Origin of the sequence: Micromonospora noduli (assembly GCF_003264475.1) — a bacterium.
In the GTDB taxonomy this organism is placed as follows: Bacteria; Actinomycetota; Actinomycetes; order Mycobacteriales; family Micromonosporaceae; genus Micromonospora; species Micromonospora noduli.
Genome location: NZ_PYAC01000008.1, coordinates 290,380 through 313,034, shown reverse-complemented (window position 1 = coordinate 313,034; position 22,655 = coordinate 290,380). Strand labels below are relative to the sequence as shown.

Below are 22,655 nucleotides of genomic sequence, written 5' to 3'. Positions count from 1 at the left end.
GCGCCGTCAGGAGTTGCGGCTGGCCGGGTCGACCCGGGCGTACGTGAGCAGGTCGGCCATCGTGAACTGGCCCGAGAAGCGGGCCGGCAGGGTCGGACGCCAGTTGGGCTGCACCTTCAGGTAGCTCGCCGGGTCGAGCTGGGCGATGCCGATGAGCACCTCTGCCACGATCCGTCCACCTACCGCGCCCAACGAACCTCCGCCGGCCTGGAGCTGTGCCTCCTTGAGGATGTAGTAGAAGAGCGGGGTGTTCGAGTCCAGGCCGAGGCCGTACCCACTGAGCTCCGGGAAGTTGAAGCTGCCCAGTGCGGGCGCCCCGATGTGGGCGGCGATCCGCTGACCCGACGGGATGCCGAAGGTGAGCTGACGGAGCAGGTCACGTCCGAGCAGGTTGGCCGACGGCGAGCCGGACGGTGGCGGTGGCAGCGGGAAGCCGAACAGCGGCGTCGAGTTGCGTACGTCGATCCACTTGCTCCAGCGCACCTGGCCGTCGAAGAACTGGAACCAGAACTGGTAGTCGAGGTAGCGACGGGCAGCCCGCTTCCCGCCGCGCAGGTCGGCCGGGTCGGCACCGCTCAGCGCCGGGTCGAAGAGCATGGCGTAGAACTCGTCGCCACCGTTGCCGGTGCGGTTGACCAGGTAGGCCGGTCGTGGCTGGCTGTGGCCGAAGCGGAATGCCGCCGCGGTGAACTCGACCGGGATGAACGTCGCGTTCGGCTCGGGCCGGTAGAACCGGCGGCCTCCGTTGAGCACTGTGGAGACCGCGCCTGGGCCGGCGATCAGCGGAAGGAACTCGTTGAGCACGATCCACTGGTAGTGCCAGGTGACGAGTTGCCGGGCGGCGCCGAAGACCTGTGCCGCCGGTGTGCCCTGTGCGCGCACCAGGTCGACCACCCGGTTGTGGAAGAGGATGAACGCGGCAGTGATCTGCGCGATCGGCAGGTTCTCGTCGTTGCGGACGTCGAAGACGACAGCCCTGCCACTGGAGTTGCGCGGCAGGTCTTCGAAGCGCCCGCCCGACTCGATCTTGAGTTTGGCGGGATCGGCGGAGTTGTACAGCTCCGGGTTCCCGGTCGGTCCGCCACCGTAGAGCGAGTCGAGGTCGAGGGCCGGTGTCCGGGGGTTCGGCACCGTGGTCGGGTCGACCGGCGTACCCAGCGGCGCCGTCGTCTCGAAGGCCAGGTCGTGGTCGACGAACTGCCCGAAATACGTCATGCCCTGCGGGATCGAGAAGTTGTCGGGGTTGTTGATGCTGTGCTGCTGCTGGTCGGCGAGCGCCTCCGCACCGACGTTGAGCGGGTCGCGGGCATCCATCGGGCCGCCGACGCGCGACAGGTCGATCAGCGCGTTCCGCATCTGGGTCGTCGCGGACCCGAACGCCGGCAGCGACGGGAACATCCGGCCGAACCGGTTGGAGAACGCGGCCGCCGCGGGCGTCGCGTCGAGCAGGACTCCCCCGGTGCCGGCCACGAGCGCCCCCGCGCCGACTCCGGCCAATAATCGCCGTCGGCTGACACCTCGAGAAGCGTTGTCAATTGCCATGTCGGCCACCTTCCGTCCGCGGGCGCCCGCGTGGACGCACGGGCCGCAAACCCGCGAACCGGCAGCAGTGTGAACCCTTCGGTTAGTGGCGCCCTGGAGCTTCGGTGGTGTCCGGCTGGAGGCCGGTGAGCATTGTGTCGACCAGCGAGGTGTCGTGTTTCGCGGCGCGGAACAGCGGATGGTCGAGCGTCGATCGGAGGAAGTCGCGGGTGGTGGCCACACCTGGCCCTTCGACGGCGCACTCGTCGAGGGCGCGGGCCATCCGGGACAGGGCCTGGGTGCGGTCGGGCGCCCAGACGACCACCTTCGCGAGGAGGGAGTCGTAGTCGGCCGGAACCCGGTAGCCGGCGTACCCGTGCGTGTCGACGCGGACGAACGGGCCGGCGGGCAGGTCGAAGCGGGTCAGCTCACCCGGCGTCGGTACGAAGCCGCGCGCCGGGTCCTCGACGTTGAGGCGACACTCGATCGCCGTGCCGCGCGGCGTCACGTCGGCCTGGGTCAGCCCGAGCCTTTCGCCGGCCGCGACGAGGATCTGTTGCCGCACCAGGTCGACGCCGGTCACCAGCTCGGAAACCGGGTGTTCGACCTGGAGCCGGCAGTTGACCTCCATGAGGTGGAAGTCGTCCCCACCGCCGACCAGGAACTCGAAGGTGCCCGCGCCCACGTAGCCGACACCGAGCGCGCCGGTGACCGCGGCGGCGGTCATCCGGTCGACCATGTGTTGCGGCAACCCGGGCGCGGGCGACTCCTCGATCAGCTTCTGGTGACGCCGCTGCACCGAGCAGTCGCGCTCGCCGAGGTGGATGCCGTTGCCGTAGCGGTCGGTGAGCACCTGCACCTCGACGTGCCGGGCCGACTCGAGGTAGCGCTCGATGTAGACCCGGTTGTCGCCGAAGAGCAGCTGCGCCTCGGCCCGTGCGGCGGCGAACTCGCCCAGGAACGAGGCCGGGTCGCGGACGACCCGTACGCCCCGACCGCCGCCACCGGCGACCGCCTTGATGATCAGCGGGAAGCCGATCTCGTCGGCGACCGCGCGGGCGTGGGCCGCCGACTCGACGGCGTCGGTAGTGCCGGGGAGTACGGGCAGGCCGAGGCCCGCCATGATGCCCCGCGTCCGGGCCTTGTCGCCCAGCGCGGCCATCACGGCGGGCGGCGGCCCGATGAACGTGATCCCGTCGGCCTCGCAGATCTCGGCGAAGTCCGGGTCCTCGGAGAGGAATCCGTAGCCGGGGTGGATGGCGTCGGCCCCGGTGCGGCGGGCCGCCTCGATGATGGCGGGAGCGCTCAGGTAGCTGCGCCGGCTGGGACCCGGCCCGATCTGGACGGCTTCGTCGGCCAGCCGCACCACCGCCGAGTCCCGGTCGACGGTCGAGTAGACCGCCACGGTACGCAGCCCCATCTCCCGACAGGTCCGGGCGATCCGGACCGCGATCTCGCCACGGTTGGCGATCAGCACCGACTCGAACACTGGGTCAGCCCTCCGACACAGCTAAGGCGATCAACCGTTCGCCGTACTCGACCGGGGTCGCGTTGGGTACCAGCACCTTCACGACCTCGCCCGCGCGGTCGGCTTCGACCGGGATCATCATCTTCATCGCTTCGAGGATCGCGACCTGCTGGCCGGGCACGACCTGGTCGCCCTCACTGACGAACGGGTCAGCGCCGGGCGAGGGCGCGAGGTAGAGCGTCGCGACCATCGGCGCGCACACGTAGTGCAGACCGGCGTCGGCCTCCACCGGCGGAACCGCCGGGACCGCCGCCAGCCCGGGTGCGCCGTCCGGCCACTCCACCTCGACCACCAGATCGCCGTGCTGGAGCCGGGCGCGGCGGACCGGACCTGGCGTCGACCCGATCAGCCGCGCGAGACTGCGGACCGCGGCATCCAGCGGGTCGGCGTTACCCTCCGGCATTCGTCAAACCTCCGATCTGTCGGAAGCGGGCCCGGCGATGGGCCCGCACCTCCTCGCGGTTGAGACCGGCCAACTCGGCAAGCGCGTCGACAACCGCCCGATGTACGGCTGACGCGGTCGCCCCGGGATCGGCCGGTGCCCCGCCGGGTGGTTCGGGAACCACCCCGTCGACGATGCCGAGCGCCAGCAGGTCGCCGGCCTGGAGCTTGAGCTGCGCGGCGGCCTCGTCGGCCCGACCGGAGTCGTTCCAGAGGATCGCGGCGCAGCCTTCCGGGCTGATCACCGAGTACGTGGCGTTGGCGAGCATCAGCACCCGGTTGCCGACGCCGAGGGCGAGCGCGCCTCCGCTGCCGCCCTCGCCGGTCACGATGGCGACGACCGGCACCGTCAGCCCGGCCATCATCCGAATGTTGTCGGCGATGGCGAGGGCCTGCCCGTTCTCCTCCGCCGAGATGCCGTGGTAGGCGCCGGGGGTGTCGATCAGCGTCACGATCGGCGTGCCGAGTTTCTCGGCCAGGCGCATCAGCCGGGCCGCCTTGCGATAGCCCGCCGGTGTCGCCATGCCGAAGTTGCGGCTGGCCACCTCGGCGACCGTGTGGCCCTTCTGGTGGCCGATCACCACTGTGGGCCGGCCGTCGATCAGACCGACGCCGCCGACGATCGCCGGGCAGTCACTCGCCAGCCGGTCGCCGTGCAGCTCCACGAAACCGTCCACGAAGTGGCCGATGTAGTCGAGTGTGGATGGCCGACCGAGATCGCGGGACAGCGCCACGACCGCCCACGGGTCCGCCGACTCGGGGGCCGCGGTGGCCCGTACCGGGTAAGGATCCGGCGCGGATCGGTCGGCGCCCGTGAAGGCCAGCAACCGGCCGATGGTCGACCGCAGGTTCGACCGGGGCACCAGGTCGTCGAGCATGCCGCGGGCGAAAAGGTACTCGGCGGTCTGGAAGCCGGCCGGCAGCGGCTGACGCAGCGTCTGCTGGATGACCCTCGGGCCGGCGAAGCCGAGGCGCGCCCCCGGCTCGGCGAGAATGACGTCGCAGAGCGTCGCGAACGATGCCGCGACGCCACCGTAGGTCGGGTCGCTGACCAGCGAGATCGTCAGCACCCCAGCCTCGTCGAGGGCCCCGAGCGCCGCGCTCGTCTTGGCCATCTGCATGAGCGACAGCACGCCCTCCTGCATCCGGGCGCCGCCGGAGGCGCTGACGATCAGCAGCGGCGTACGGGTTTCGAGCGCCAACTCGGCGGCCCGGGTGATCCGCTCGCCGACGCCCGTGCCGAGGCTGCCGCCGAGGAACCGGAAGTCCATGACCGCCGCGATCAACGGCTGTCCCTCGACAGTGCCCCGGACGCAGACGACCGCCTCGTCGAGCCCGGTGCGCCGGCGGGCCGCCTCGATCCGTTGCGGGTAGGGCACGGTGTCGACGAACCCGAGCGGATCACCGAAGGCACCGACCGGCGGCAGCTCCTCGACCGAGTCGAGATCGAAGAGCTGCTCGATCCGCTGGTGTGCGGTGACCTGGTCGTGGTGGTCGCACTCCGGGCAGACGCCCAGGTTGCGCTCGACCCGACGCTGGTAGAGCAGCGCCCGGCAGCCCGGGCAGATCAACCAGCTCTTGCCGACGGGCATGTTGACGGTGGCGGTCATGACTGCCCGCGTTCGGCCGCGGCCTTCTCCACGATCTCCCGGATGCGTGCCTGCTGCTCACGTGTGGTCCGGTTGAGGTGGGCGGTCATGCCCTCGTCGTCGGCGTGCCCGCCCGGCCGCATCTCGAAGTCCTGTACCCACCGCATCCGCACGCCGCCGTCCGGGATCTCGGTGTATTCCCAGAACAGGTTCATGTACTTGAAGGCGCCGGTTTCCAGCCGCCGTGCCCGCACCACCCGGTCGGTGCGGTCGGGCACCCGCTCGGAGACCCAGCTCCAGATCCGGCCGGCCGGGTCGGGATGCATGGTCAGGCGGAAGACGACGGCCCCGTCGGCGGACGTCGAGAGCACTTCGGTGCTGGCGTACTCACTGAACAGGGACGGCCAGTTGGGGATGTCGTTGGTCAGGTCCCAGACGAGGTCGAACGGTGCGTTGATGACGACCGCGTTGTCCGTGTGTCCGGCCATGGGGTCACCGATCCGCGAGTCGTTGGTTGACGTAGTCGACGGCGAGCCGCGGCGTCTTCATGATCGACACGGCGTCGTCGGGGATGCGCACCTCGTACTCCTGCTGCACCCGCGCCGCCAGCTCCAACAGCGCGAGCGAGTCGTAGCCGAGGTCGTCGAACGGCGCGTCGAGCGTCGCCGGATCGGCCCAGTCGGTCTGCTCGACCACACCGGAACTGGTCTCCAGGATCCGACGCAGGTCGTCGAGGGTCAGCTGGCTCATGAGTTTCCTCCCGTCGGTCGTTGCCACCCGTCGCGCACGCCGCCGACCTGCGGCACCGGCGACTCGGGGTGCGGGACCTCCTCGGTGTCGACGTGGCCCAACTCGGGGCGCGGCGCGAGCGGGCTGATCTGGAACACGATCAGCGCGGTCTCGCCACCGGCGTTGACGATGCGGTGCCGCTGGCCGCGACGGACCATGAGAGCCTCGTCGGCAGCGAGCTTGACCTCCGCGCCGTCGACCCGGATCACGACCTCGCCGCGCACCAGATAACAGAACTTGTCCGAGTACGGGTTGTACTGCTCCGCCAGGAACTCGCCCGGCTCCAGGCGGACCGTGCCCATGAAGCCCTCCGTCGCGTCGACGGTCTTCGGGCTGAGCAGGATCCGCACCTCGCCGCCGATCCGGTTGATGCCGGGCACGTCGGTGGCGGCGACCTTCACGATCGGTTGCCGATGCATGATCATCCCTTCTCTGCGACGAGCACTCGGAACGGCAGGTCCGTCGGGTGGACGGTGGCCGGGCCGAAGCCCGCCGCGGCGAGGGCCCGGTTGTAGGCGGCGACGGAGTGCGACTCCCCCTCGAAGGTCCAGACCAGCATCAGCACCGAGAAGAGGTACGGCGCCGGGTCCAGTGCCGGCGACTCGTCGCCGGTGGTGAAACCGACGATGACCAGCCGGCCACCCGGCTTGACCACGGAACCGAGCCGTTTCACCAGCTCGTGCACCCGCTCCTCGGAGAAGTGGTGGGTGACGTTGGTGAGCAGCGCGACGTCGTAGGGGCCGCCGAGATCGGTGGTGAACATGTCACCCGGCAGGAACGACGCCCGGTCTCGCACGCCGAGCCGCTCGGCGTGCTTCTCCGTCACGGCGAGCACGTTGGGCCAGTCCAGCGAGGTCACCGCCGCCTGCGGGTTGTGCTGCGCGAGGGTGTAGCCGTAGACGCCGTGGCCGCAGGCGACGTCGAGGATGTCGAGTTCGGCGCGCTCCTTCGTCCACGGCGCGAGCGCCTCGGCCATCACCTCGGCGGTCGGCTGGGCGACCTTCGTCGCGTACGCGGCGAAGTCCTCCCAGTAGGTGTACTCCGGGGTCTCGGCGTGCACGTCGAGCACGGTGCCGCCGGCCCGAACGGCGGCGCTGAGGTCGCGCAGCGCGTCCCACTCCCAGTCGCTCGACATCACCTTGACCATGCCGCCCAGGTAGTCGGGACGGGTGCTGACCAGGTGGTCGGCCGCCGCCGAGGTGAGCGAGAAGTGCTCGCCGGTCCGGTCGGTGAGGCGGATCGCGGTGAGGGCGTCGAGCAGGATGCGCGCGCCCCGCGGGTGGATACCGAGCTTCGGAGCGAGCCCGCCGGCCGTGGCCGGGCCCGCGGCGAGCGCGTCGAACACGCCCAACTCGACAGCGGTACGCAGCAGGCTCGTCTTCTTGTATGCCTGCATCATGTCGTTGATGTCGCGGCGGGTCAGCGTCACGTGATGCTCCCTGTCTCGGGGCTCCAGGTGTAGAAGGGCGTGGCCTTCGAGTCCTGCAACTCGGTCATGCTGTCCGGCGCGTAGCGCTGCAGGTAGGCCGAGAGGCGCCGGTTGACCTCCTGGAAGTCCGCGCGGGCTCGGGCCGCGAGGAGCTTGTCGAAGACGTCGGTGTCGGCTTCGAGCAGGTGCATGTAGAGGTCCTGGTACTGGAAGAGCGTGCGCCGCGAGATGCCGACGACGTAGGGCATGTCGCCCTTGTCGTGCTCGGCGAAGAGCTCGGCGACCGCGTCGGCGTGACCGGGGGCCATCCGCATGACCATGAGGGCGCGGTAGGACATGTGCTCACGCTCCCCGCAGGATCGTGGCCAGGGCGGCGGCCAGGGTCTGCGCCTGGTCGTCGACCGGGCCGGCGCTGCGCCAGGCGACGATGCCGTCGGGGCGTACCAGCAGCGCCCCGCCGGGGCCGACGCCACAGCTCGCGAGCCACGAGCCGTCGTCGGCGAGGTCACCGTCGGGGCCGGCGGTCAGCGCCTTGATCGGAAGCCCGGTCTCCGCGGAGACCGCCTCGGCCGCCGCGAGCCAGGTGTCGTCGCCGGGGGCCGTGGCCAGCGTCCAGCCCTCGGTCAGCACGTCGATCGTGGAGACCCGCGCGCCGTCGTGGTCGACCCAGCCGTGCGGGGCACGCGACCCGGGTTGACCGGTGAAGGTCAGCTCGCGGGGCAGCAGCTCGGTGTCGGCGGGCGCGCCGACGATCGCGTTGGAGGTGTACCGGTAGCCCATCGTCACGATGACGAAGTCCCGGTAGGCGGCCTTGTCCTCGTCGGCGAGCTGACCCCGGGTGCGGAAGAGCATCCATGCCTGGTCGGCGGTCGCCGCGCCGACCGGACGACGCTCGGCTTCGTAGGAGTCGAGCAGGCTCTCGTCGGCCCGCCCCGCAAGGACGTCGGCGAGCTTCCACGCCAGGTTGTGCGCGTCCTGGATGCCGGCGTTGACGCCGAAGCCGCCGGCCGGCGGGTGGGCGTGACAGGCGTCGCCGGCGAGGAAGACCCGCCCCGACTGGTACGCGTCGGCGACCATGTGCCGTGCGTCCCAGGGCTGGGCCGACTCGACCTCTACCTCCAGCTCGGGGTCGCCGGCCGCGATCCGGGCCAGTTCGACGCAGCGTTCCGGGGTGAAGTCGGCCGGCGACTGCCCCCGCTCGGGGTAGTAGTTGACGCCGAACATCCACCGCCCCGGCTCGATGAAGAGCAGCAGCCCCTGGGCCAGCTGGTTCATCAGGTAGATCAGCGTGAACCGGGGTGCCGACTCGGGCAGGTCGACCTTGGCGCGGAAGATGATGCTGACGAAGTTCCCGGCGACACCGTTGCTGCGGTCTCCGATCTCAAGCATGTTCCGGACAGGGCTCTTCACGCCGTCGGCCGCGACGACGTAGCGCGCCCGGATGGTGCGTGTCGTGCCGTTGTCGTTGACGGTCGCGGTCACCCCGTCCTGGTCCTGGGTCAGCCCGACCAGCTCGTTCTGGAAGCGGATCTCCGCGCCCGCCTCGACGGCGGCGTCGTGGAGCAGCGGCTCGTAGTGGTCCTGGCCGCACCAGATCGGCCAGCTCGGCGTGAACTTGTCGTAGTCGACGTCGTGCGCCTCCATGACGAAGGACTTGTGGAGGTCGGCCAGGGACTGGGCGCCGAGCATGACCAGTGGCGTGGCGCGGCCGGCGCGGACGAGGTCGAGTTCGGCGCCCGGCCCGACGATCTTCATGCCGGCCTGCTGCACGGCCGGTTCCAGGCCGACGGTGCGGAAGATCTCCACAGTGCGGGCGTGCAGACCTGTCGCGCGGGGGATCGTCGACAGCCGGGGCCGACGTTCGACCAGGATCGGCCGGATCCCCTTGCGGGCCAGGAAGAGCGCGGTCGACAGGCCGACCGGGCCGCCGCCGACGATCAGGACGTCGGTGCTTCCGTCAGACATGAGCGTCCTCCGTGTAGACGACTTTGTAGAGGTGGCGTTCCGGCGTGGCGATCGCGCGTACCTCGCCGAAGTGGGGGTGGACCTCGGGGTTCTGGAGCATCGCGGTGAAGTGCTCTTCGCTCTTCCACTGCGCGTAGTTGACGACCCGGGTCCCGTCGAGGCTGGCGTGGATGTTCGCCGACACGAACCCGTCGACCTTGGACATCACCGCGTCGGTCGCCTCGATCAGGATGTCGACGAGCTTCTGCTGGTTGGCCGGCTCGACGGTGAAGATGTTGACCATCGTCACGACCGGCTGGTCGATGCCGATGTGTGCCATTGCGGGCTTCCTTTCCTAGATCGGACGCGCTTCGAGCAGGGCCCAGCCGCGGGATGCGGGGGTGTTGACCAGCTCGAAACCGGACGCGGTGAACAGCGCCTGCCATTCCCGGAGGTCGCGCTCCTTGCCGCCGAAGAGCACCAGCATGTCGATGTCGATGATCTTGGCGTGGTCCCACTGGTTGCGCGGCGGCACGATCTGGTCGATCGCGATGAGGCGGGAGTCGGCGTCGCCGATCGCCGCGCGGATCCGACGCAGCAGCGTGACGCAGGTGTCGTCCGGCCAGTTGTGGACGATCGACTTCAGGATGTACGCGTCGGCACCCGCCGGCAGTTCGTCGGTGAAGAAGTCGCCGCCCCGCACCTCGACCCGCTCGGTGACACCGTGCTCCTTGAGCAGCGGTTCTGCGTCGGCCACCACCTCGGGCAGGTCGAAGAGAACACCTGTGCCCTCGGTGTGACGCTGGAGCATCTTGGCCAGGAAGTAGCCGTTGCTGCCGCCGATGTCGGCGATCCGGCCGAACCGCTCGGGCGCCAACTCCGCCGCGAACCGGTCGGCGAGCCGCCGGCTCCAGTGGGCCATGAAGCCCTCGAAGAACCGGTTGGCCTCCGGGTGGGCCTGGAGGTAGTCGTAGAAGCCCATGCCGAAGACCTTGTTGAAGGCCGGCTCGCCGGTGCGGACGCTGTGCAGGATCTCCGCGTACGGGAGGCGGTTGAAGTCGGCCCCGCTGAACTGCACCATCGGCCGCAGCCCGCCGATCCGGGCCGACGTCAGCCCCTCACCGAGCGGGGTCAGCGCGAACGACCCGTCCTCCTGCTCGTCGAAGATGCCGACAGCGGAGGCCGCGCGCAGGATCCGCCGCAGCGCGTCCTCGTGCGACTCGGTCGCCGCCGCCAGTTGGGCGACCGGCACCGGTCCGTCGACGAGCAGGTCGGCGACGCCGAGCTCGGTGACCACGTAGATCACGTTGGCGATCTGTTTGGCGCTTCCCAGCACCGCGATCTGCCGTTCACGCAGGTCAAGTGCCTGCTGCTCGTCGAAGTTCGCGACGGCGGCGAGGCTGGCGTCGGTCATCGTCCATTCCTTTCGTCGGTCACGACCATGGCCGCGTTGAACCCGCCGTAGCCCCTGGCGAGGACGAGCGCCGCGCGTACGGGTGTCTCCCGCGCGACGTCGCGCACCAGGTCGAGGTGCAGGCCCTCGGCCGGCTGGCGGATGTTGGTGGTGGGCGGGATGACTCCGTGCCGGATCGACAGCAGCGCGGAGACGAGGTCGAGCGCCGCCCCGCCCGAGTAGAGCCGGCCGGTCATCGTCTTGGGCGCGGTCACCGGCACCCCGCGTGGGCCGAAGACCGCGGTGATCGCCTCGGCCTCGACGCGGTCGAGCTCCGCGACACCGGCGCCGTCGGCGAAGACGACGTCGATGTCGGCCGGTGTGAGACCGGCGTCGGCCACTGCCATCTCGGCCGCCCGACGCAGTCCCGGTGGGCGGCCGGAGCCGGGCCGTGGGTCGAACGTCGCGCCGTATCCGGCGATCACCCCGTAGACGGCGGCCCCGCGCCGGGCAGCGGCGTGTTCGTCCTCCAGCACGAGGATCGCCCCGCCCTCGCCCGGCACGTAACCCGACGCGTTGGCGTCGAACGGCAGGAACGCCGTGGCCGGATCGCGCCCCGTGCTGAGGAGGCCGTTGGCGAGCTGGGCCGTCCAGCCCCACGGGCAGAGCGACGCGTCGACACCGCCGGTCATCACGAGCTGCACGCCCTTGCGCACCTGGCGCCGGGCCTGTGCCACCGCGTCGAGCCCACCCGCCTGCTCGGTGACGAGCACCCCGGTCGGCCCACGCATCCCGTGGCGGATCGAGATCTGGCCGGTGTTGACTGCGTAGAACCACGCGAACGACTGGTAGGCGCTGACGTGCTCGGAACCCTTGCTCCAGAGCTTCTCCAGCTCACGGTGGCCGAACTCGAAGCCGCCCGACGCGCTGGCCGTGACGACACCCATGCCGAACTCGGGCAGCGCCGACGGGTCGACCGACGCATCGGCCAGCGCCCACTGCGCCGCCGTCAGCGACAGCCGGGTCATGTGGTCGGTCTGCGCCATCAGCCGGCTCGGGATGTGATCGGCCGCCTCGTATCCGGGAACCTCGCCGGCCAACTGGGCGGGGTAACCCGAGGGGTCGAAACGGCTGATCGGCCCGATGCCACCCACCCCGGCGACGGTGGCCGCCCAGAAGGCGTCGCGGCCCAACCCGTTGGGCGCTGCCACCCCGACCCCGGTGACGACAGTGGTCATGCCACACGCGCCAGGAGCATCGCGCTCTGGAAGCCGCCGAACCCGCTGCCCACGCTCAACACCACGTCGGTCTGCTGCTCACGGGCGGTGAGCGGCACGTAGTCGAGGTCGCACTCCGGGTCGCGTTCGTGCAGGTTGGCCGTCGGTGGCACCGCCCCGTGCTTGATCGCCAGGGCCGACGCCGCGATCTCGATCGAGCCGATGGCACCGAGCGAGTGGCCGATCATCGACTTGATCGAGCTGACCGGGGTGCGGTACGCGTGATCGCCGAGGCTCCGCTTGAACGCCGCCGTCTCGTGCCTGTCGTTCTGCTTCGTACCCGAGCCGTGCGCGTTGATGTAGTCGACGGCGTCGCCGGGCAGCCGGGCATCGGCGAGCGCGACGCGGATCGCCTCGGCCATCTCCCGCCCGTCGGGCCGCAGGCCGGTCATGTGAAAGGCGTTGGAGCGCGAGGCGAACCCGACCAGCTCGGCGTAGATCTGGGCACCTCGCCGGCGGGCGTGTTCGAGCTCTTCGAGGACGAACATCGCCGAACCCTCGCCGAGAACGAACCCGTCGCGACTGTTGTCGAACGGCCGCGAGGCGTGCGTCGGGTCGTCGTTGCGGGCCGTGGTCGCCTTGATCGCGTCGAAGCAGGCCACAGTGATCGGCGAGATCGGGGCGTCGGTCGCGCCGGCGATCATCACGTCGGCCGAGCCCTCCCGGATCAGCTCCCGGGCGTGACCGACCGAGTCGAGGCCCGACGTGCAGCCGGTGGAGACCACCGTCGCCGGACCTTCCGCCCCGACCGACCACGCCACCTCACGGGCGAACGAGCTCGGCACCAGATAGTCGTAGAGGTGCGGGGTGGCGTACCGGTGGTCGGTCAGCCATTTCCGGCCGCCGTCGCTGACCACGACGTACTCCTCTTCGAGGCTCATCGTGGCCCCGACCGCCGTGCCGACGCTGACGCCGACCCGGGTCGGGTCGGCGACCTCGAAGCCGCTGTCTGCCAGCGCCTCCCGGGTGCAGACCACGGCCATCTGGGCCGCCCGGTCCATCCGGCGGACCTCCTGCGGCGACAGGCCCTCGGCGACCGGGTCGAAGTCGGCCTCCGCGGCCACCCGCGACCGGAAGGGGGTGGCGTCGAAGAACGACAGGGTACGGGTGGCCGTGCGGCCAGCGGTCAACAGTTCCCAGAACGCCTTGGTGCCCAGTCCACCGGGGGCGATGACGCCAATCCCGGTGATGACCACCCGACGGTCGGATGTGCTCGTCATGGAAGACCTCCTGGCCGCGATGTCCGTGTGAAAGCTAGGGACGGCCGGTCGAACGGCGCTGGAGCGTCGGTCGAGGGCCTGTCACGAGGCCCTGGCAAGCCCCGGGCGCAGTGGCCCGCCGGCTGCCAACACCTCCCGCTGGAGCCGCTGGAGGTCAGGCGAAGGGTCCAGGCCCAACTCCTCACTGAGCACCCGGCGCAGGTGGTGGTACGCCTGCAACGCCTCGCCACGGCGCCCCGAGCGGCTGAGCGCCACGATGAGCTGGCGGTGGAACCACTCGTTGAGCGGGTACGTGCCCACGAGATAGCGCAGCTCGCCGATCAGCTCGCGGTGGCGGCCGAGGGTGATGTCGGCCTGGATGCGCAGCTCCAGCGCACGGATCCACTGCTCCTGAAGGTGGATGGCGTGCGCCTCCAACGCCGGCCCGAACGTCACGTTGGCGCCCACCGGCCCCGTCCACATGGCCAGCGCCCGCCGCAGCACCTCGGCGCCCTCCTCGGGCCGGTCCGACTCGATGTGCGAGCGGCCCTGGTCGAGCATCGTCTCGAACACCTCGGCGTCGAGCTGGCCCGGCTCCACCCTGAGCAGGTAGCCGCGGGCACGGCTCTCCAGCACGGTCCGGTCCGGGGTCTCAATCCCCTCTTTCGCGAAGAGCTTGCGCAGGTGGTAGATGTAGGTCTGCACGGTGGTGACGGCGCTGCGCGCCGGATCGTCACCCCACAGCTCCCGGATTATCGAGTCGACCAGAACGACCCGATTGGCCCGCATCACCAGCAGCGCCAACACGGTCCGCACCTTCGGCGGCGTCGGCGTGCAGATCCGGCCGTCGTGGATCACTTCCAGCGACCCGAGGATCTCGTACCTGACCACAGTGGTCCCCCCATTCCCCATAGCACTCGTCGAGACGTTCTCAAGCTATGGATGAGCGGGGCGTGTCGGAACGACCGCAGGTAGCGACATCGCGGGTTCTTCCGAGGATCGATGCGTGTCGAAAGTTGTACGGCGGATACCCCTTTGATCGCTCGATGCTTCCTCCAGGCAACCTCCACCAGGGGCGGGAAGACTCGCCGGGCCCCCACGCCCCTCGGGTTAGGAGTCACACATGTCGCGCCGCCTCTTCACCTCCGAGTCGGTCACCGAAGGTCATCCCGACAAGATCGCCGATCAGATCAGCGACGGGATCCTCGACGCGTTACTGGCGCAGGACCCGCACAGCCGGGTCGCCGTCGAAAGCCTGATCACCACCGGCCAGGTCCACGTCGCGGGCGAGGTCACCACGCAGGCCTACGCCGACATCCCGCGCATCGTGCGGGAAACGGTTCTGGGCATCGGGTACGACTCGTCGAAGAAGGGCTTCGACGGCGCATCCTGCGGCGTCAGCATCTCGATCGGCGCCCAGTCGCCCGACATCGCGCAGGGCGTCGACACGGCGATCGAGCTGCGCGACGGTTCGTCCGGCGGTGGGCTCGACTCCCAAGGCGCCGGCGACCAGGGCATGATGTTCGGCTTCGCCTGCTCGGAGACGCCGGAGCTGATGCCGCTTCCGATCGCGCTGGCCCATCGGCTGGCCCGTCGGCTGGCCGCCGTCCGCAAGGACGGCACCGTGCCCTACCTGCGACCGGACGGCAAGACCCAGGTCACCGTCGAGTACGACGGCCTACGCCCGGTCCGGCTCGACACCGTAGTGGTCTCCACGCAGCACGCCGCCCACATCTCCCTCGACGAACTGCTCGCCCCCGACATCCGGGACCACGTGATCACGCCGGAGCTGGAGGCGCTCGACCTCGACACCGAGGGTTACCGGCTGCTGGTCAACCCGACGGGGCGGTTCGAGATCGGTGGCCCGATGGGCGACGCCGGCCTGACCGGACGGAAGATCATCGTCGACACCTACGGCGGGTACGCCCGGCACGGTGGTGGCGCGTTCTCGGGGAAGGACCCGTCGAAGGTCGACCGCTCGGCGGCGTACGCGATGCGGTGGGTGGCGAAGAACGTGGTCGCCGCGGGCCTGGCCGAACGGTGTGAGGCGCAGGTGGCCTACGCGATCGGCAAGGCCCACCCGGTGAGCCTGTTCGTGGAGACGTTCGGAACGGAGACGGTGCCGCTCGACCGGATCGAGAAGGCGATCGGCGAGGTCTTCGACCTGCGCCCGGCGGCGATCATCCGCGACTTGGACCTCCTGCGTCCGATCTACCAGCAGACGGCCGCCTACGGCCACTTCGGCCGTGAACTCCCGGACCTGACCTGGGAGCGCACGGACCGCGCCGCCGACCTCAAGGCCGCCTGTTGAGGAAAGTCGCCGACCGTTAGAACGGCGGGCGGCGCGGGCGTGGCACCAACCGGTCGTGTGGCAGCGTCACCAGTGACGCTGCCACCGCCTTGTTGACCGCGTCGATGCGGGAGACCGCGCCGAGCTTCGCGAAGATTCGACGCAAATGGCTCTTCACAGTGGCCTCGGTCAGGTCGAGTCGCCGTGCGATCTGGGCATTGGTCATCGCCTCGGCCGCGAGTTGCAGGATCTCCAGCTCGACGGGGGACAGAATGGCGGACTCCGCGTTCTGCACCTGCACCAGGCTCTGACCGGAGACCGAGAGCAGCACCGAGCCGCTGCCGTCGCGCGCCTTGCGGATCGCGGCGACCAGTTCCTCACGACCCACGCTCTTGAGCAGGTAGGCGCGCACCCCGGCGGCGATCAGACGGCGCAGCAGGTCGGGGCTGTCATACATGCTGAGGATGACGACTGCGCTGTCGGGCGACACCTCACGGATGCGGCGCACCGTGACCACCGGGTCGTCGCCGGGAATCTCGACGTCGAGCAACACCACGTCGGGACGCTCCGACGCCGCCTTGGCGACCGCGGTGGCCGAGTCGCCCGCCTCGTCGACCACGTCGAGGTCGGCGTGCACCTCGAGCACCCAGCGCAGCCCCTCGCGGACGAGAGCGTGGTCGTCGACTATGAGGATGGTGGTGGCGCCGGCGGGAGACCCGCCGTCGGACCGCGTCAACCTAACCCCCAGACCCCATCCCCCGCCGCCAGCGTGCACACGATTGGCACCGTATCGCGGACGTGTGACACCACAGCCATCGTGGCGTCCTCCCGACACGAAGAACGCCACGATCGCCGTGCGAGTCTGTCAGTCTCGTGTGGACAGACGGACCAACTCGCCGATGCCGAGGCCCTTGTTGGCGATGTAGAAGCTGCCGTCGGAAGCGATGGCGAACGACATCGGGGAGTCCAGGCCGGTGCTCGCCAGCTCCCGGTGGCTACCGTCGCGCTCCACCCGGATCAACGCACCGGTGGAGTCCCCGGAGCTGAGCCCGTTCTTCGCGATCTCCAGCACGACCAGTCGACCCCGCTTGTCGAACGCGATGTCGATGATGTTGGTGAAGCCGGTCGCGAAGATGGTCGGCTCCTGCCCGGGCACCAGCCGCCACACCCGGGCGCCGCCGTTCGGGAAGGGGTGCCCGGTCAGCTGTCCGATGTAGAGGGCACCGTCCGGCCCGCGGGTGATGGTGACCGGCACGAACTGGATCGGCGTCGTCGAGCCAGGCGGCAGGCCCCACTCCGGCGGCGCAGGAACCTGCTCCTGTGGCCACACATGTTCGGCAGTGACAACGCCACGGCGGTCGATCTTGAGCACGTCGTTGGCGGCCGCGTCGAGCGCGTAGACGTCACGCCCGTCGGCGACCACGGCGTACGGCTGGCTCTCCGGAATGACCCCGTCGGGGTTGTTCTGCCCCTCGAAGGCGGAGAGGTCGCCGACGACCGACCAGCGGCGCTTCCCCTCGACCCGGAGGACCGTCCCCATCGTGGCCCCGGCCGCACCGAGCAGGTCGCGCGAGACCGGGTCGGTGCTGTAGCCCATCGCCACCAGCAGCTTGCCCTGCCGGTCGAAGGCCAGGTCGTGGGCCCCGTAGACGGAGAAGCCGCCGCCGGTGCTCCGCAGCGACGGCAGACCCGTCACGACTCGCTTCTGCCAGCCGTGACGGACCGCCGTGATCGCACCGGTCGAGCCGTAGCAGAGGTTGGTGCCGAACGTGCCGGGGATGCACACGTCGTCGCCGCCGAGCCCGGCCTCGGCGACGTGGACGGTGCCGGCCCGGTCGATGGCGACACCGCGAGGGTTGTCGAGGTTGCGGGCGACGACGGTCAGTCGCCCAGTGGTCGAGGTGGCCGCAGTGGCGGGCGCGGCAATGCCGGCCACCAGTACCAGCGGCACAGCCAGCGACAACGTTCGTCGCATCGCGTCGAGCATGGGTTCTCCTCAGCATGCGGGGTTCGGATGCGAACGACGCTGCCGTCGTTGCCTCGAGGCCCGGTGGAGGAAGGCTCGACAGGTCCGCCTACTCCGGCTGATTGGGAGTGCCGCGCCCCAGCTCATAGGGGGATGTCACGCCCTCGTAGGCGAGGTGCATCACCATGCCGTTGGCCGCGTGGTCGAGGTTGTGGCAGTGGTCCATCCAGAGCCCCGGGTTGTCCGCCTTGAAGCCGATCTCGTAGATCTCACCGGGGATCACGTCGAGGCTGTCGATCCACCACGGCGACCCGGTCGCGCGGACCCCGTTGCGGGACAGCACCAACGCGTGGTGGCCGTGCAGATGCATCGGGTGGTTCTGGTGGCTGCGGTTGACGATCCGCACCTTGACCACGTCGTCCATCCGAACCATCAGCGTCGGCGTGTCGGGGAAGCTGTGTCCGTTGATGATCGGCACCAGGTGGAGCCCTCCGTTGTAGAAGGACAGCCGGTCGTCGAGGAGCTGGGTGAACGAGCGGTCGTACGACGAGCCGGCGTCGAAGGGCCGGGAGCCGCCAGAACCGTACGAGAGCGGGTCGAAGTGGTCCCCGTCGTCGACGATCTTCGGCGTCGAGGTGTCACCCGGTGGCGCCAGGACCAGCCCGCCGTCGCGGTTGGCGAGGTCGGTCAGGCGCACCGGGCCCGCCGGCATCGTGAACGTCACGTCGTAGCGTCCACCGGTCGCCAGCCCGAACCGCGGGTCGGTCAGCGGGGTCGGGCCGTTGACGTCGACCCCGTCGATCGCCGCCACCCGCACCGGCGTGCCGTTGACAGTCAGAGCCCGCGGCCGACTGTCGGTGGACGGGTTGTTGTCGGTGTTGATCAGGCGCAGTCGCACCGGCGTGCCCGGGGCGACCTCCTGGCGTTGCAGCGTGTCGCTGGTGCCGAACGAGACGATGTTGTCGTCCGGCGTACGCCACTCGTGGGCCTGCACGACGAAGTCACGCTCGCCGGGGGGTGGGCCGTCGCGCGGCTCGACGATCAGCGCGCCGAACAGACCCCGCCGGATCGCCTCGAGCGGGTTCTGGTGGGTGTGGTACCAGAACGTGCCGACCTGCTCGGCGATGAACCGGTAGGTGAAGCTGCCGCCCGGCTCCACCGCGTTCTGCGTCGCGCCGGCCACGCCGTCCTCACCGTTGGGGACGTCGAGGCCGTGCCAGTGGATGGTCACGTTCTCGTCGGGAATCTCGTTGTGCAGCGTCACCTCGACGAGGTCTCCCTCGCGGACCCGCAGCTCCGGCCCGGGCGACTGTCCGTTGTACGTCAGCGCCTTGATCTCGGTGCCCGACGAGAGCCGTACCGTTGCGTTCTTCGCGGTCAGCGTGAAGGCCTTGTTGGGCTTGCCGGTCCGCGGCCCGCGCAGGTCGTCGACCGAGGTCCCGCCGTGACCACCGTGACCGATCGAGGGGCCGCCACCGTAGTCGACGTTGTCGTGGGACGTCATGGACATGCGGTCGGGCAGCCTGCTGCTCTGGGCCACGTAGGTGATGCCGGCGGCGACGACGAGCACCACGACGGCGGCCTGTGCGGTGGCGCGCAGGGCGCTGGCACGCCGGCCCCGGCGCGCGAAGTCGGTAGCGGTGACGACCCGCAGGCGACGCCCCTGCCAGAACCACAGCACCAACACCGACAGCAGGATCGGCGCGGCGTGGGTCGCGATGTCGTCGAGGTAGGACGGGACCGGACGGGACACGTACGCGAAGTAGACACCAATGACCGTCGCCACGGCCGTCACCTGGACCGGCACGACGAATCGGGGATCGGCGGCGGCGGAGCGCGTCTCGACGTCGACCGGTGCGTCGTCACGGTTGGCCAGGGCGCGCAGGCCCGGCACGGTCCAGATGACGACGGCCAGCATCGGCAGCAGCAGGAGCGGCATCTGCACGATCACGCGGTTGTCGGCAAAGATCCAGTCGACGGCGAGCATCAGCCCGATCGCGACGCACTTGACGACCAGCACCACCAGCGCGGCGACGAGCAGACGCAGCAGCCGACGGGCGCTCTTGCGCAGCGCCTCGGGCGTCGGCCGCCAGGCCAGCCGCGTGGCGAGGATCGCCGCGGACAGCCAGATCAGGAACAGGACCCCGGCCAGGATCCCATCGGCGTTCTCTCCGACCTCAAACATGACGCCAACATACGAAGGATGCGCACCCCACGGCATCCGCGTAGGAACGGCCGGTGGGTACGGCGATCGCCGTAGCCGGCACCGCCTGCGAAACAAGTGCCGTAGTCAGCTGCCGGGCGCGACGAGCCCCGTCTGGTAGGCGAGGACGACGAGTTGCGCGCGGTCGCGGACGCGGAGCTTGACCATGGCCCGGTGGACGTGGGTACGGGCCGTGGCCGGGCTCATCGACAGGCGACGCCCGATCTCCTCGTTCGTCAGCCCGCTGGCGACCAGGCTCATCACCTCGCGCTCGCGGTCGGTCAACACCGCCAGCCGGCCGCCGTCGACCGGTGTCGGCGCGACCTTGCTGACGAACGCGCTCACCAGACGGCTCGTCACCCGCGGCGAGATCAACATGTCGCCGCCGGCCACCACCCGCACCGCCTGGCGCAGCTCGTCGGGCTCGATGTCCTTGAGCAGGAACCCGCTCGCGCCGGCGCGCAGCGCCTCGAAGACGTACTCGTCGAGCTCGAAGGTGGTCAGGACAATGACCCGCACGGCCGGGAACCGCTCGACGATCGCGGCCGTGGCCCGCACGCCGTCGAGCACCGGCATTCGCACGTCCATCAGCACGATGTCCGGCCGGGTCGCGGCGACCATCTCGACAGCCTGGGCGCCGTTGGACGCCTCACCGACCACCTCCAGGTCGTCGCTGTGGTCGAGCAGGCCCCGGAAGCCGGCCCGCACGAGTGTCTGGTCGTCCGCCAGCACCATCCGGATCGTCACGCTGTCTCCTCCACCTCGACCGGCAGCCGCGCGGCCACTCGGAACCCCCCGCCCTGCGGCCGGGGCCCGGCCTCAAGCGACCCACCGGCGGCCGTGGCCCGTTCCCGCATGCCGGCCACCCCGTGCCCCCGCTGGCTCGCCCCGGACCCGACCCCGTCGTCGACGATCTCCACAGTGACGGCGTCACCCGCGTAGGCGATGGTGACGTCGACGGTCGACGCTTCGGCGTGTTTGACCGTGTTGGTGATCGACTCCTGCACGATCCGGTAGACCGAGAGCGCCACCTCCGGTGGGATCGGGCGCGGGGTGCCGGCGATCCCCGACCGCACCTTCACGCCGGCCTGTTCGGCGACCGCGAAGACTCGGGCCAGATCGGGCACCTCCCCGGCGTCGCGGAGCATGCCGATCGCCGAGCGGACCTCGTGCATGGCGTCGCGTGCCGCGCCCCGGATGCTCCGCAGTGCCGCCCGCGCCTCGGCCGGCTTGCTGTCGAAGATGTCGTCGGCGAGGCTCGCCTGCACACTGATGGCGGCGATCGTGTGACCGAGTACGTCGTGGACCTCGCGGGCGATGCGGAGTCGCTCCTGGGCGACCTCGTGCTGACGCTCCTGGCGCATCACGGCGAGACGCTGCTGTGCCTCGGCCAGCCGGACCCGGCGGGTGCGGATCGTCTCGGCGAGCAGCACCACGGCCGCGAGCAGCGAGCCCTCTTCGAGGGTGGCCGAGAGGGCGGGAAAGAAGCCCTCGCCGAGCAGCGTGTACCGCATGATCAGCTCAAGGACGACGAAGAACCCGGCGACGACGAGCGCCCAGGTGAACCGGCCGGCGGCCGCCACGGAGAAGAGCGCGGCGGCCAGCGGGAGGGCGGGCGGGATACCCGGGTACTCGAGCGCGTAGTAGATCATCAGCGCGGTGACCGAGCCGACCAGCACCAGCAGCGGCCAGCGGCGCCGGAAGACCAGCAGCAGCCCGATCACCGCGCCGATCGCGTAGGCGCGCGCGTCCGGCGGCCGGGCGCCGGGCTCGTCGGCGACCCGGATCGCCACCGCCACCACGGCCGCGACGACGATCGCGATGAGGGCATCGATCGCGATTCGTCTGATGGCCGGGTTCATGTCCGCAACGGTACGACGCTCGCACGGTCCGTTAGCGAGGGCCCCTTCCCAACCGGAAACCGTCAGCAAGGGGCCCGTCGGCTCAGCCGCGGCGGAGCGAGAGCAGCGTCTGCCCGGTGGGGATCACCGTGCTGCCCGCCACCTGGAGCCCGGCCTTCTCGCCCAGTTCGGCGTACTCGCGCCAGGTCCTCGCCTTGCCCGCCATGAGCGAGAGGAGGCGCAGGTCCATCTGGGTGATGAACATCAGCCGAGCCGGGTCATCGGGGAAGTTGTCGTTCTCGTCCTTCACGAGGATCTGCACGATCAGCACCTTTCCGGTCGTGCCGATCGCGTCCGCCGCCCGCTGGAGGATCTTCTCGGCGGCACTGTCGTTCCAGTCGTGCAGAACGTTCGACAGGATGTAGACATCGGCGCCGGCCGGGAGCGGGTCGAAGATGCTCCCGCTGACCACCTCGGCGCGGTCGGCGATGCCCGCCGCCTCGAACCGGGCCCGGCCCTGCTCGACGACGCCCGGCAGGTCGACCACTGTGCCGCGCAGGTGCGGCTGGGCCTTGAGGATCTCGGTGAGCAGGGCACCGGTGCCGCCGCCGACGTCGACGACGTGGTTGACGGTGCTCCAGTCGTAGCCCTGGACGACCTGGTCGAAGTAGCTCGCGTGGGTGGCCATCAGCGCGCCGAACGACGTGGCCCGGTCGGGGTTGGTGGCCAGGTCGTCCCAGAACTCGATGCCGTAACGCACGGGGTACGCCGCATCGCCGGTGCGGATCGAGTGGGTCAGCGAGCTGAACGTGCCCTCGATCCGGCCGGCCATCGAGTCGACGTCGAGCCAGGGACGCTGGGCGGCGGGGTGGTCGGTCTTGAGGAACTCGGCGGCCTCCGTCAGGGCGTACACCCGCGGCTCGGTCTCCTTGAAGACGCCGCGGACCGAGAGGTAGCGCAGCAGCCGGTGCAGCGCGTCGGGATTGGCCTTCGTCGCCGCGGCGAGCTCGTCGAGCGTGGTGGTGCCCGCGGCGATCAGGTCGGCGAGGCCGAGCGTCGCCGCGGCCCGCACTGCCCACGGCGTGATCGTGTCGGTCAGCGAGTAGAGATTGACCCGATTTTCCGTCATGGCGGCGAGCTTCGACGACGGCGCTCGAGACCGGCTCGAAGCCGCGTCGATCGACCGGTTCTCCAGCCGGGTTCGAGTGGGCGCGCGCAGGCTGCGCCTGTCACGGCCGCCATGCG

General features: G+C 70.3%; 22 protein-coding genes. 1 reads left to right on the top strand and 21 read right to left on the bottom strand.

Annotated features, from left to right (window positions below):
* Positions 1–6 precede the first annotated feature (6 nt).
* The 15 genes from MED15_RS11855 to MED15_RS11785 form a co-directional block, all read right to left on the bottom strand.
* Positions 7–1,542 carry a peroxidase family protein gene (locus tag MED15_RS11855; protein ID WP_112603723.1) on the bottom strand — a complete coding sequence of 512 codons (1,536 nt, stop codon included), beginning with the start codon at positions 1,540–1,542 and terminating at the stop codon, positions 7–9.
* A gap of 82 nt (positions 1,543–1,624) precedes the next feature.
* A complete protein-coding gene (locus tag MED15_RS11850; protein WP_112735610.1) occupies positions 1,625–3,010 on the bottom strand; it encodes an acetyl-CoA carboxylase biotin carboxylase subunit in 1,386 nt (461 codons plus the stop codon).
* A gap of 4 nt (positions 3,011–3,014) precedes the next feature.
* Complete coding sequence (locus MED15_RS34555; RefSeq protein ID WP_112581705.1) at positions 3,015–3,452, bottom strand: acetyl-CoA carboxylase biotin carboxyl carrier protein; 438 nt, start codon at positions 3,450–3,452, stop codon at positions 3,015–3,017.
* Positions 3,439–5,100 (bottom strand): acetyl-CoA carboxylase carboxyltransferase subunit alpha, encoded by a 1,662-nt coding sequence (locus MED15_RS11840; RefSeq protein ID WP_112735608.1) that lies wholly within the window; start codon positions 5,098–5,100, stop codon positions 3,439–3,441. Before MED15_RS11840 ends, MED15_RS34555 begins: the two co-directional genes overlap by 14 nt.
* On the bottom strand, positions 5,097–5,567 hold the full coding sequence (locus tag MED15_RS11835) for an SRPBCC family protein (protein ID WP_112603717.1): 471 nt from the start codon (positions 5,565–5,567) through the stop codon (positions 5,097–5,099). The genes MED15_RS11840 and MED15_RS11835 overlap by 4 nt, the downstream gene beginning before the upstream one ends.
* A gap of 4 nt (positions 5,568–5,571) precedes the next feature.
* Positions 5,572–5,829 carry an acyl carrier protein gene (locus MED15_RS11830; RefSeq protein WP_091394916.1) on the bottom strand — a complete coding sequence of 86 codons (258 nt, stop codon included), beginning with the start codon at positions 5,827–5,829 and terminating at the stop codon, positions 5,572–5,574.
* Positions 5,826–6,290 (bottom strand): cupin domain-containing protein, encoded by a 465-nt coding sequence (locus MED15_RS11825; protein ID WP_208646634.1) that lies wholly within the window; start codon positions 6,288–6,290, stop codon positions 5,826–5,828. Before MED15_RS11825 ends, MED15_RS11830 begins: the two co-directional genes overlap by 4 nt.
* On the bottom strand, positions 6,290–7,297 hold the full coding sequence (locus MED15_RS11820; protein WP_244220439.1) for a class I SAM-dependent methyltransferase: 1,008 nt from the start codon (positions 7,295–7,297) through the stop codon (positions 6,290–6,292). The genes MED15_RS11825 and MED15_RS11820 overlap by 1 nt, the downstream gene beginning before the upstream one ends.
* Entirely contained in the window at positions 7,294–7,635 is a 342-nt protein-coding gene (locus MED15_RS11815; RefSeq protein ID WP_112581708.1) for a TcmI family type II polyketide cyclase, read from the bottom strand. The genes MED15_RS11820 and MED15_RS11815 overlap by 4 nt, the downstream gene beginning before the upstream one ends.
* A 4-nt stretch (positions 7,636–7,639) precedes the next feature.
* Positions 7,640–9,262: an FAD-dependent oxidoreductase gene (locus MED15_RS11810; RefSeq protein WP_112735606.1), complete on the bottom strand. Its 1,623-nt coding sequence runs from the start codon at positions 9,260–9,262 to the stop codon at positions 7,640–7,642.
* Entirely contained in the window at positions 9,255–9,581 is a 327-nt protein-coding gene (locus tag MED15_RS11805; protein WP_091394929.1) for an antibiotic biosynthesis monooxygenase family protein, read from the bottom strand. Before MED15_RS11805 ends, MED15_RS11810 begins: the two co-directional genes overlap by 8 nt.
* A gap of 15 nt (positions 9,582–9,596) precedes the next feature.
* On the bottom strand, positions 9,597–10,655 hold the full coding sequence (locus tag MED15_RS11800; protein ID WP_112733818.1) for a methyltransferase: 1,059 nt from the start codon (positions 10,653–10,655) through the stop codon (positions 9,597–9,599).
* A complete protein-coding gene (locus MED15_RS11795; protein ID WP_112581710.1) occupies positions 10,652–11,872 on the bottom strand; it encodes a ketosynthase chain-length factor in 1,221 nt (406 codons plus the stop codon). The genes MED15_RS11800 and MED15_RS11795 overlap by 4 nt, the downstream gene beginning before the upstream one ends.
* On the bottom strand, positions 11,869–13,131 hold the full coding sequence (locus MED15_RS11790; protein ID WP_091394937.1) for a beta-ketoacyl-[acyl-carrier-protein] synthase family protein: 1,263 nt from the start codon (positions 13,129–13,131) through the stop codon (positions 11,869–11,871). Before MED15_RS11790 ends, MED15_RS11795 begins: the two co-directional genes overlap by 4 nt.
* Before the next feature lie 81 nt (positions 13,132–13,212).
* The gene (locus tag MED15_RS11785; RefSeq protein WP_208646619.1) at positions 13,213–14,022 is read right to left on the bottom strand and encodes an AfsR/SARP family transcriptional regulator; all 810 of its coding nucleotides are present in this window, start codon (positions 14,020–14,022) and stop codon (positions 13,213–13,215) included.
* Positions 14,023–14,233: 211 nt separating this feature from the next.
* Here MED15_RS11785 and metK point away from each other — a divergent pair, with 211 nt between their 5' ends.
* A complete protein-coding gene (metK, locus tag MED15_RS11780; protein WP_112735604.1) occupies positions 14,234–15,421 on the top strand; it encodes a methionine adenosyltransferase in 1,188 nt (395 codons plus the stop codon).
* A gap of 16 nt (positions 15,422–15,437) precedes the next feature.
* Here metK and MED15_RS11775 read toward each other — a convergent pair whose 3' ends face one another.
* The 6 genes from MED15_RS11775 to MED15_RS11750 form a co-directional block, all read right to left on the bottom strand.
* The gene (locus MED15_RS11775; RefSeq protein ID WP_181539555.1) at positions 15,438–16,136 is read right to left on the bottom strand and encodes a response regulator; all 699 of its coding nucleotides are present in this window, start codon (positions 16,134–16,136) and stop codon (positions 15,438–15,440) included.
* A 129-nt stretch (positions 16,137–16,265) separates the two neighbouring features.
* Positions 16,266–17,387, bottom strand: a complete 1,122-nt coding sequence (locus MED15_RS11770) for a ScyD/ScyE family protein (protein ID WP_112735602.1) — start codon at positions 17,385–17,387, stop codon at positions 16,266–16,268.
* 88 nt (positions 17,388–17,475) lie between these two features.
* A complete protein-coding gene (locus tag MED15_RS11765; RefSeq protein ID WP_167457640.1) occupies positions 17,476–19,551 on the bottom strand; it encodes a multicopper oxidase family protein in 2,076 nt (691 codons plus the stop codon).
* Between the two features lie 105 nt (positions 19,552–19,656).
* Positions 19,657–20,316: a response regulator gene (locus MED15_RS11760; RefSeq protein ID WP_112581714.1), complete on the bottom strand. Its 660-nt coding sequence runs from the start codon at positions 20,314–20,316 to the stop codon at positions 19,657–19,659.
* Positions 20,313–21,431 (bottom strand): sensor histidine kinase, encoded by a 1,119-nt coding sequence (locus tag MED15_RS11755; protein ID WP_112581715.1) that lies wholly within the window; start codon positions 21,429–21,431, stop codon positions 20,313–20,315. The genes MED15_RS11760 and MED15_RS11755 overlap by 4 nt, the downstream gene beginning before the upstream one ends.
* Positions 21,432–21,513: 82 nt before the next feature.
* Positions 21,514–22,539 carry a methyltransferase gene (locus tag MED15_RS11750; protein WP_112603705.1) on the bottom strand — a complete coding sequence of 342 codons (1,026 nt, stop codon included), beginning with the start codon at positions 22,537–22,539 and terminating at the stop codon, positions 21,514–21,516.
* Between the last annotated feature and the right edge of the window lie 116 nt (positions 22,540–22,655).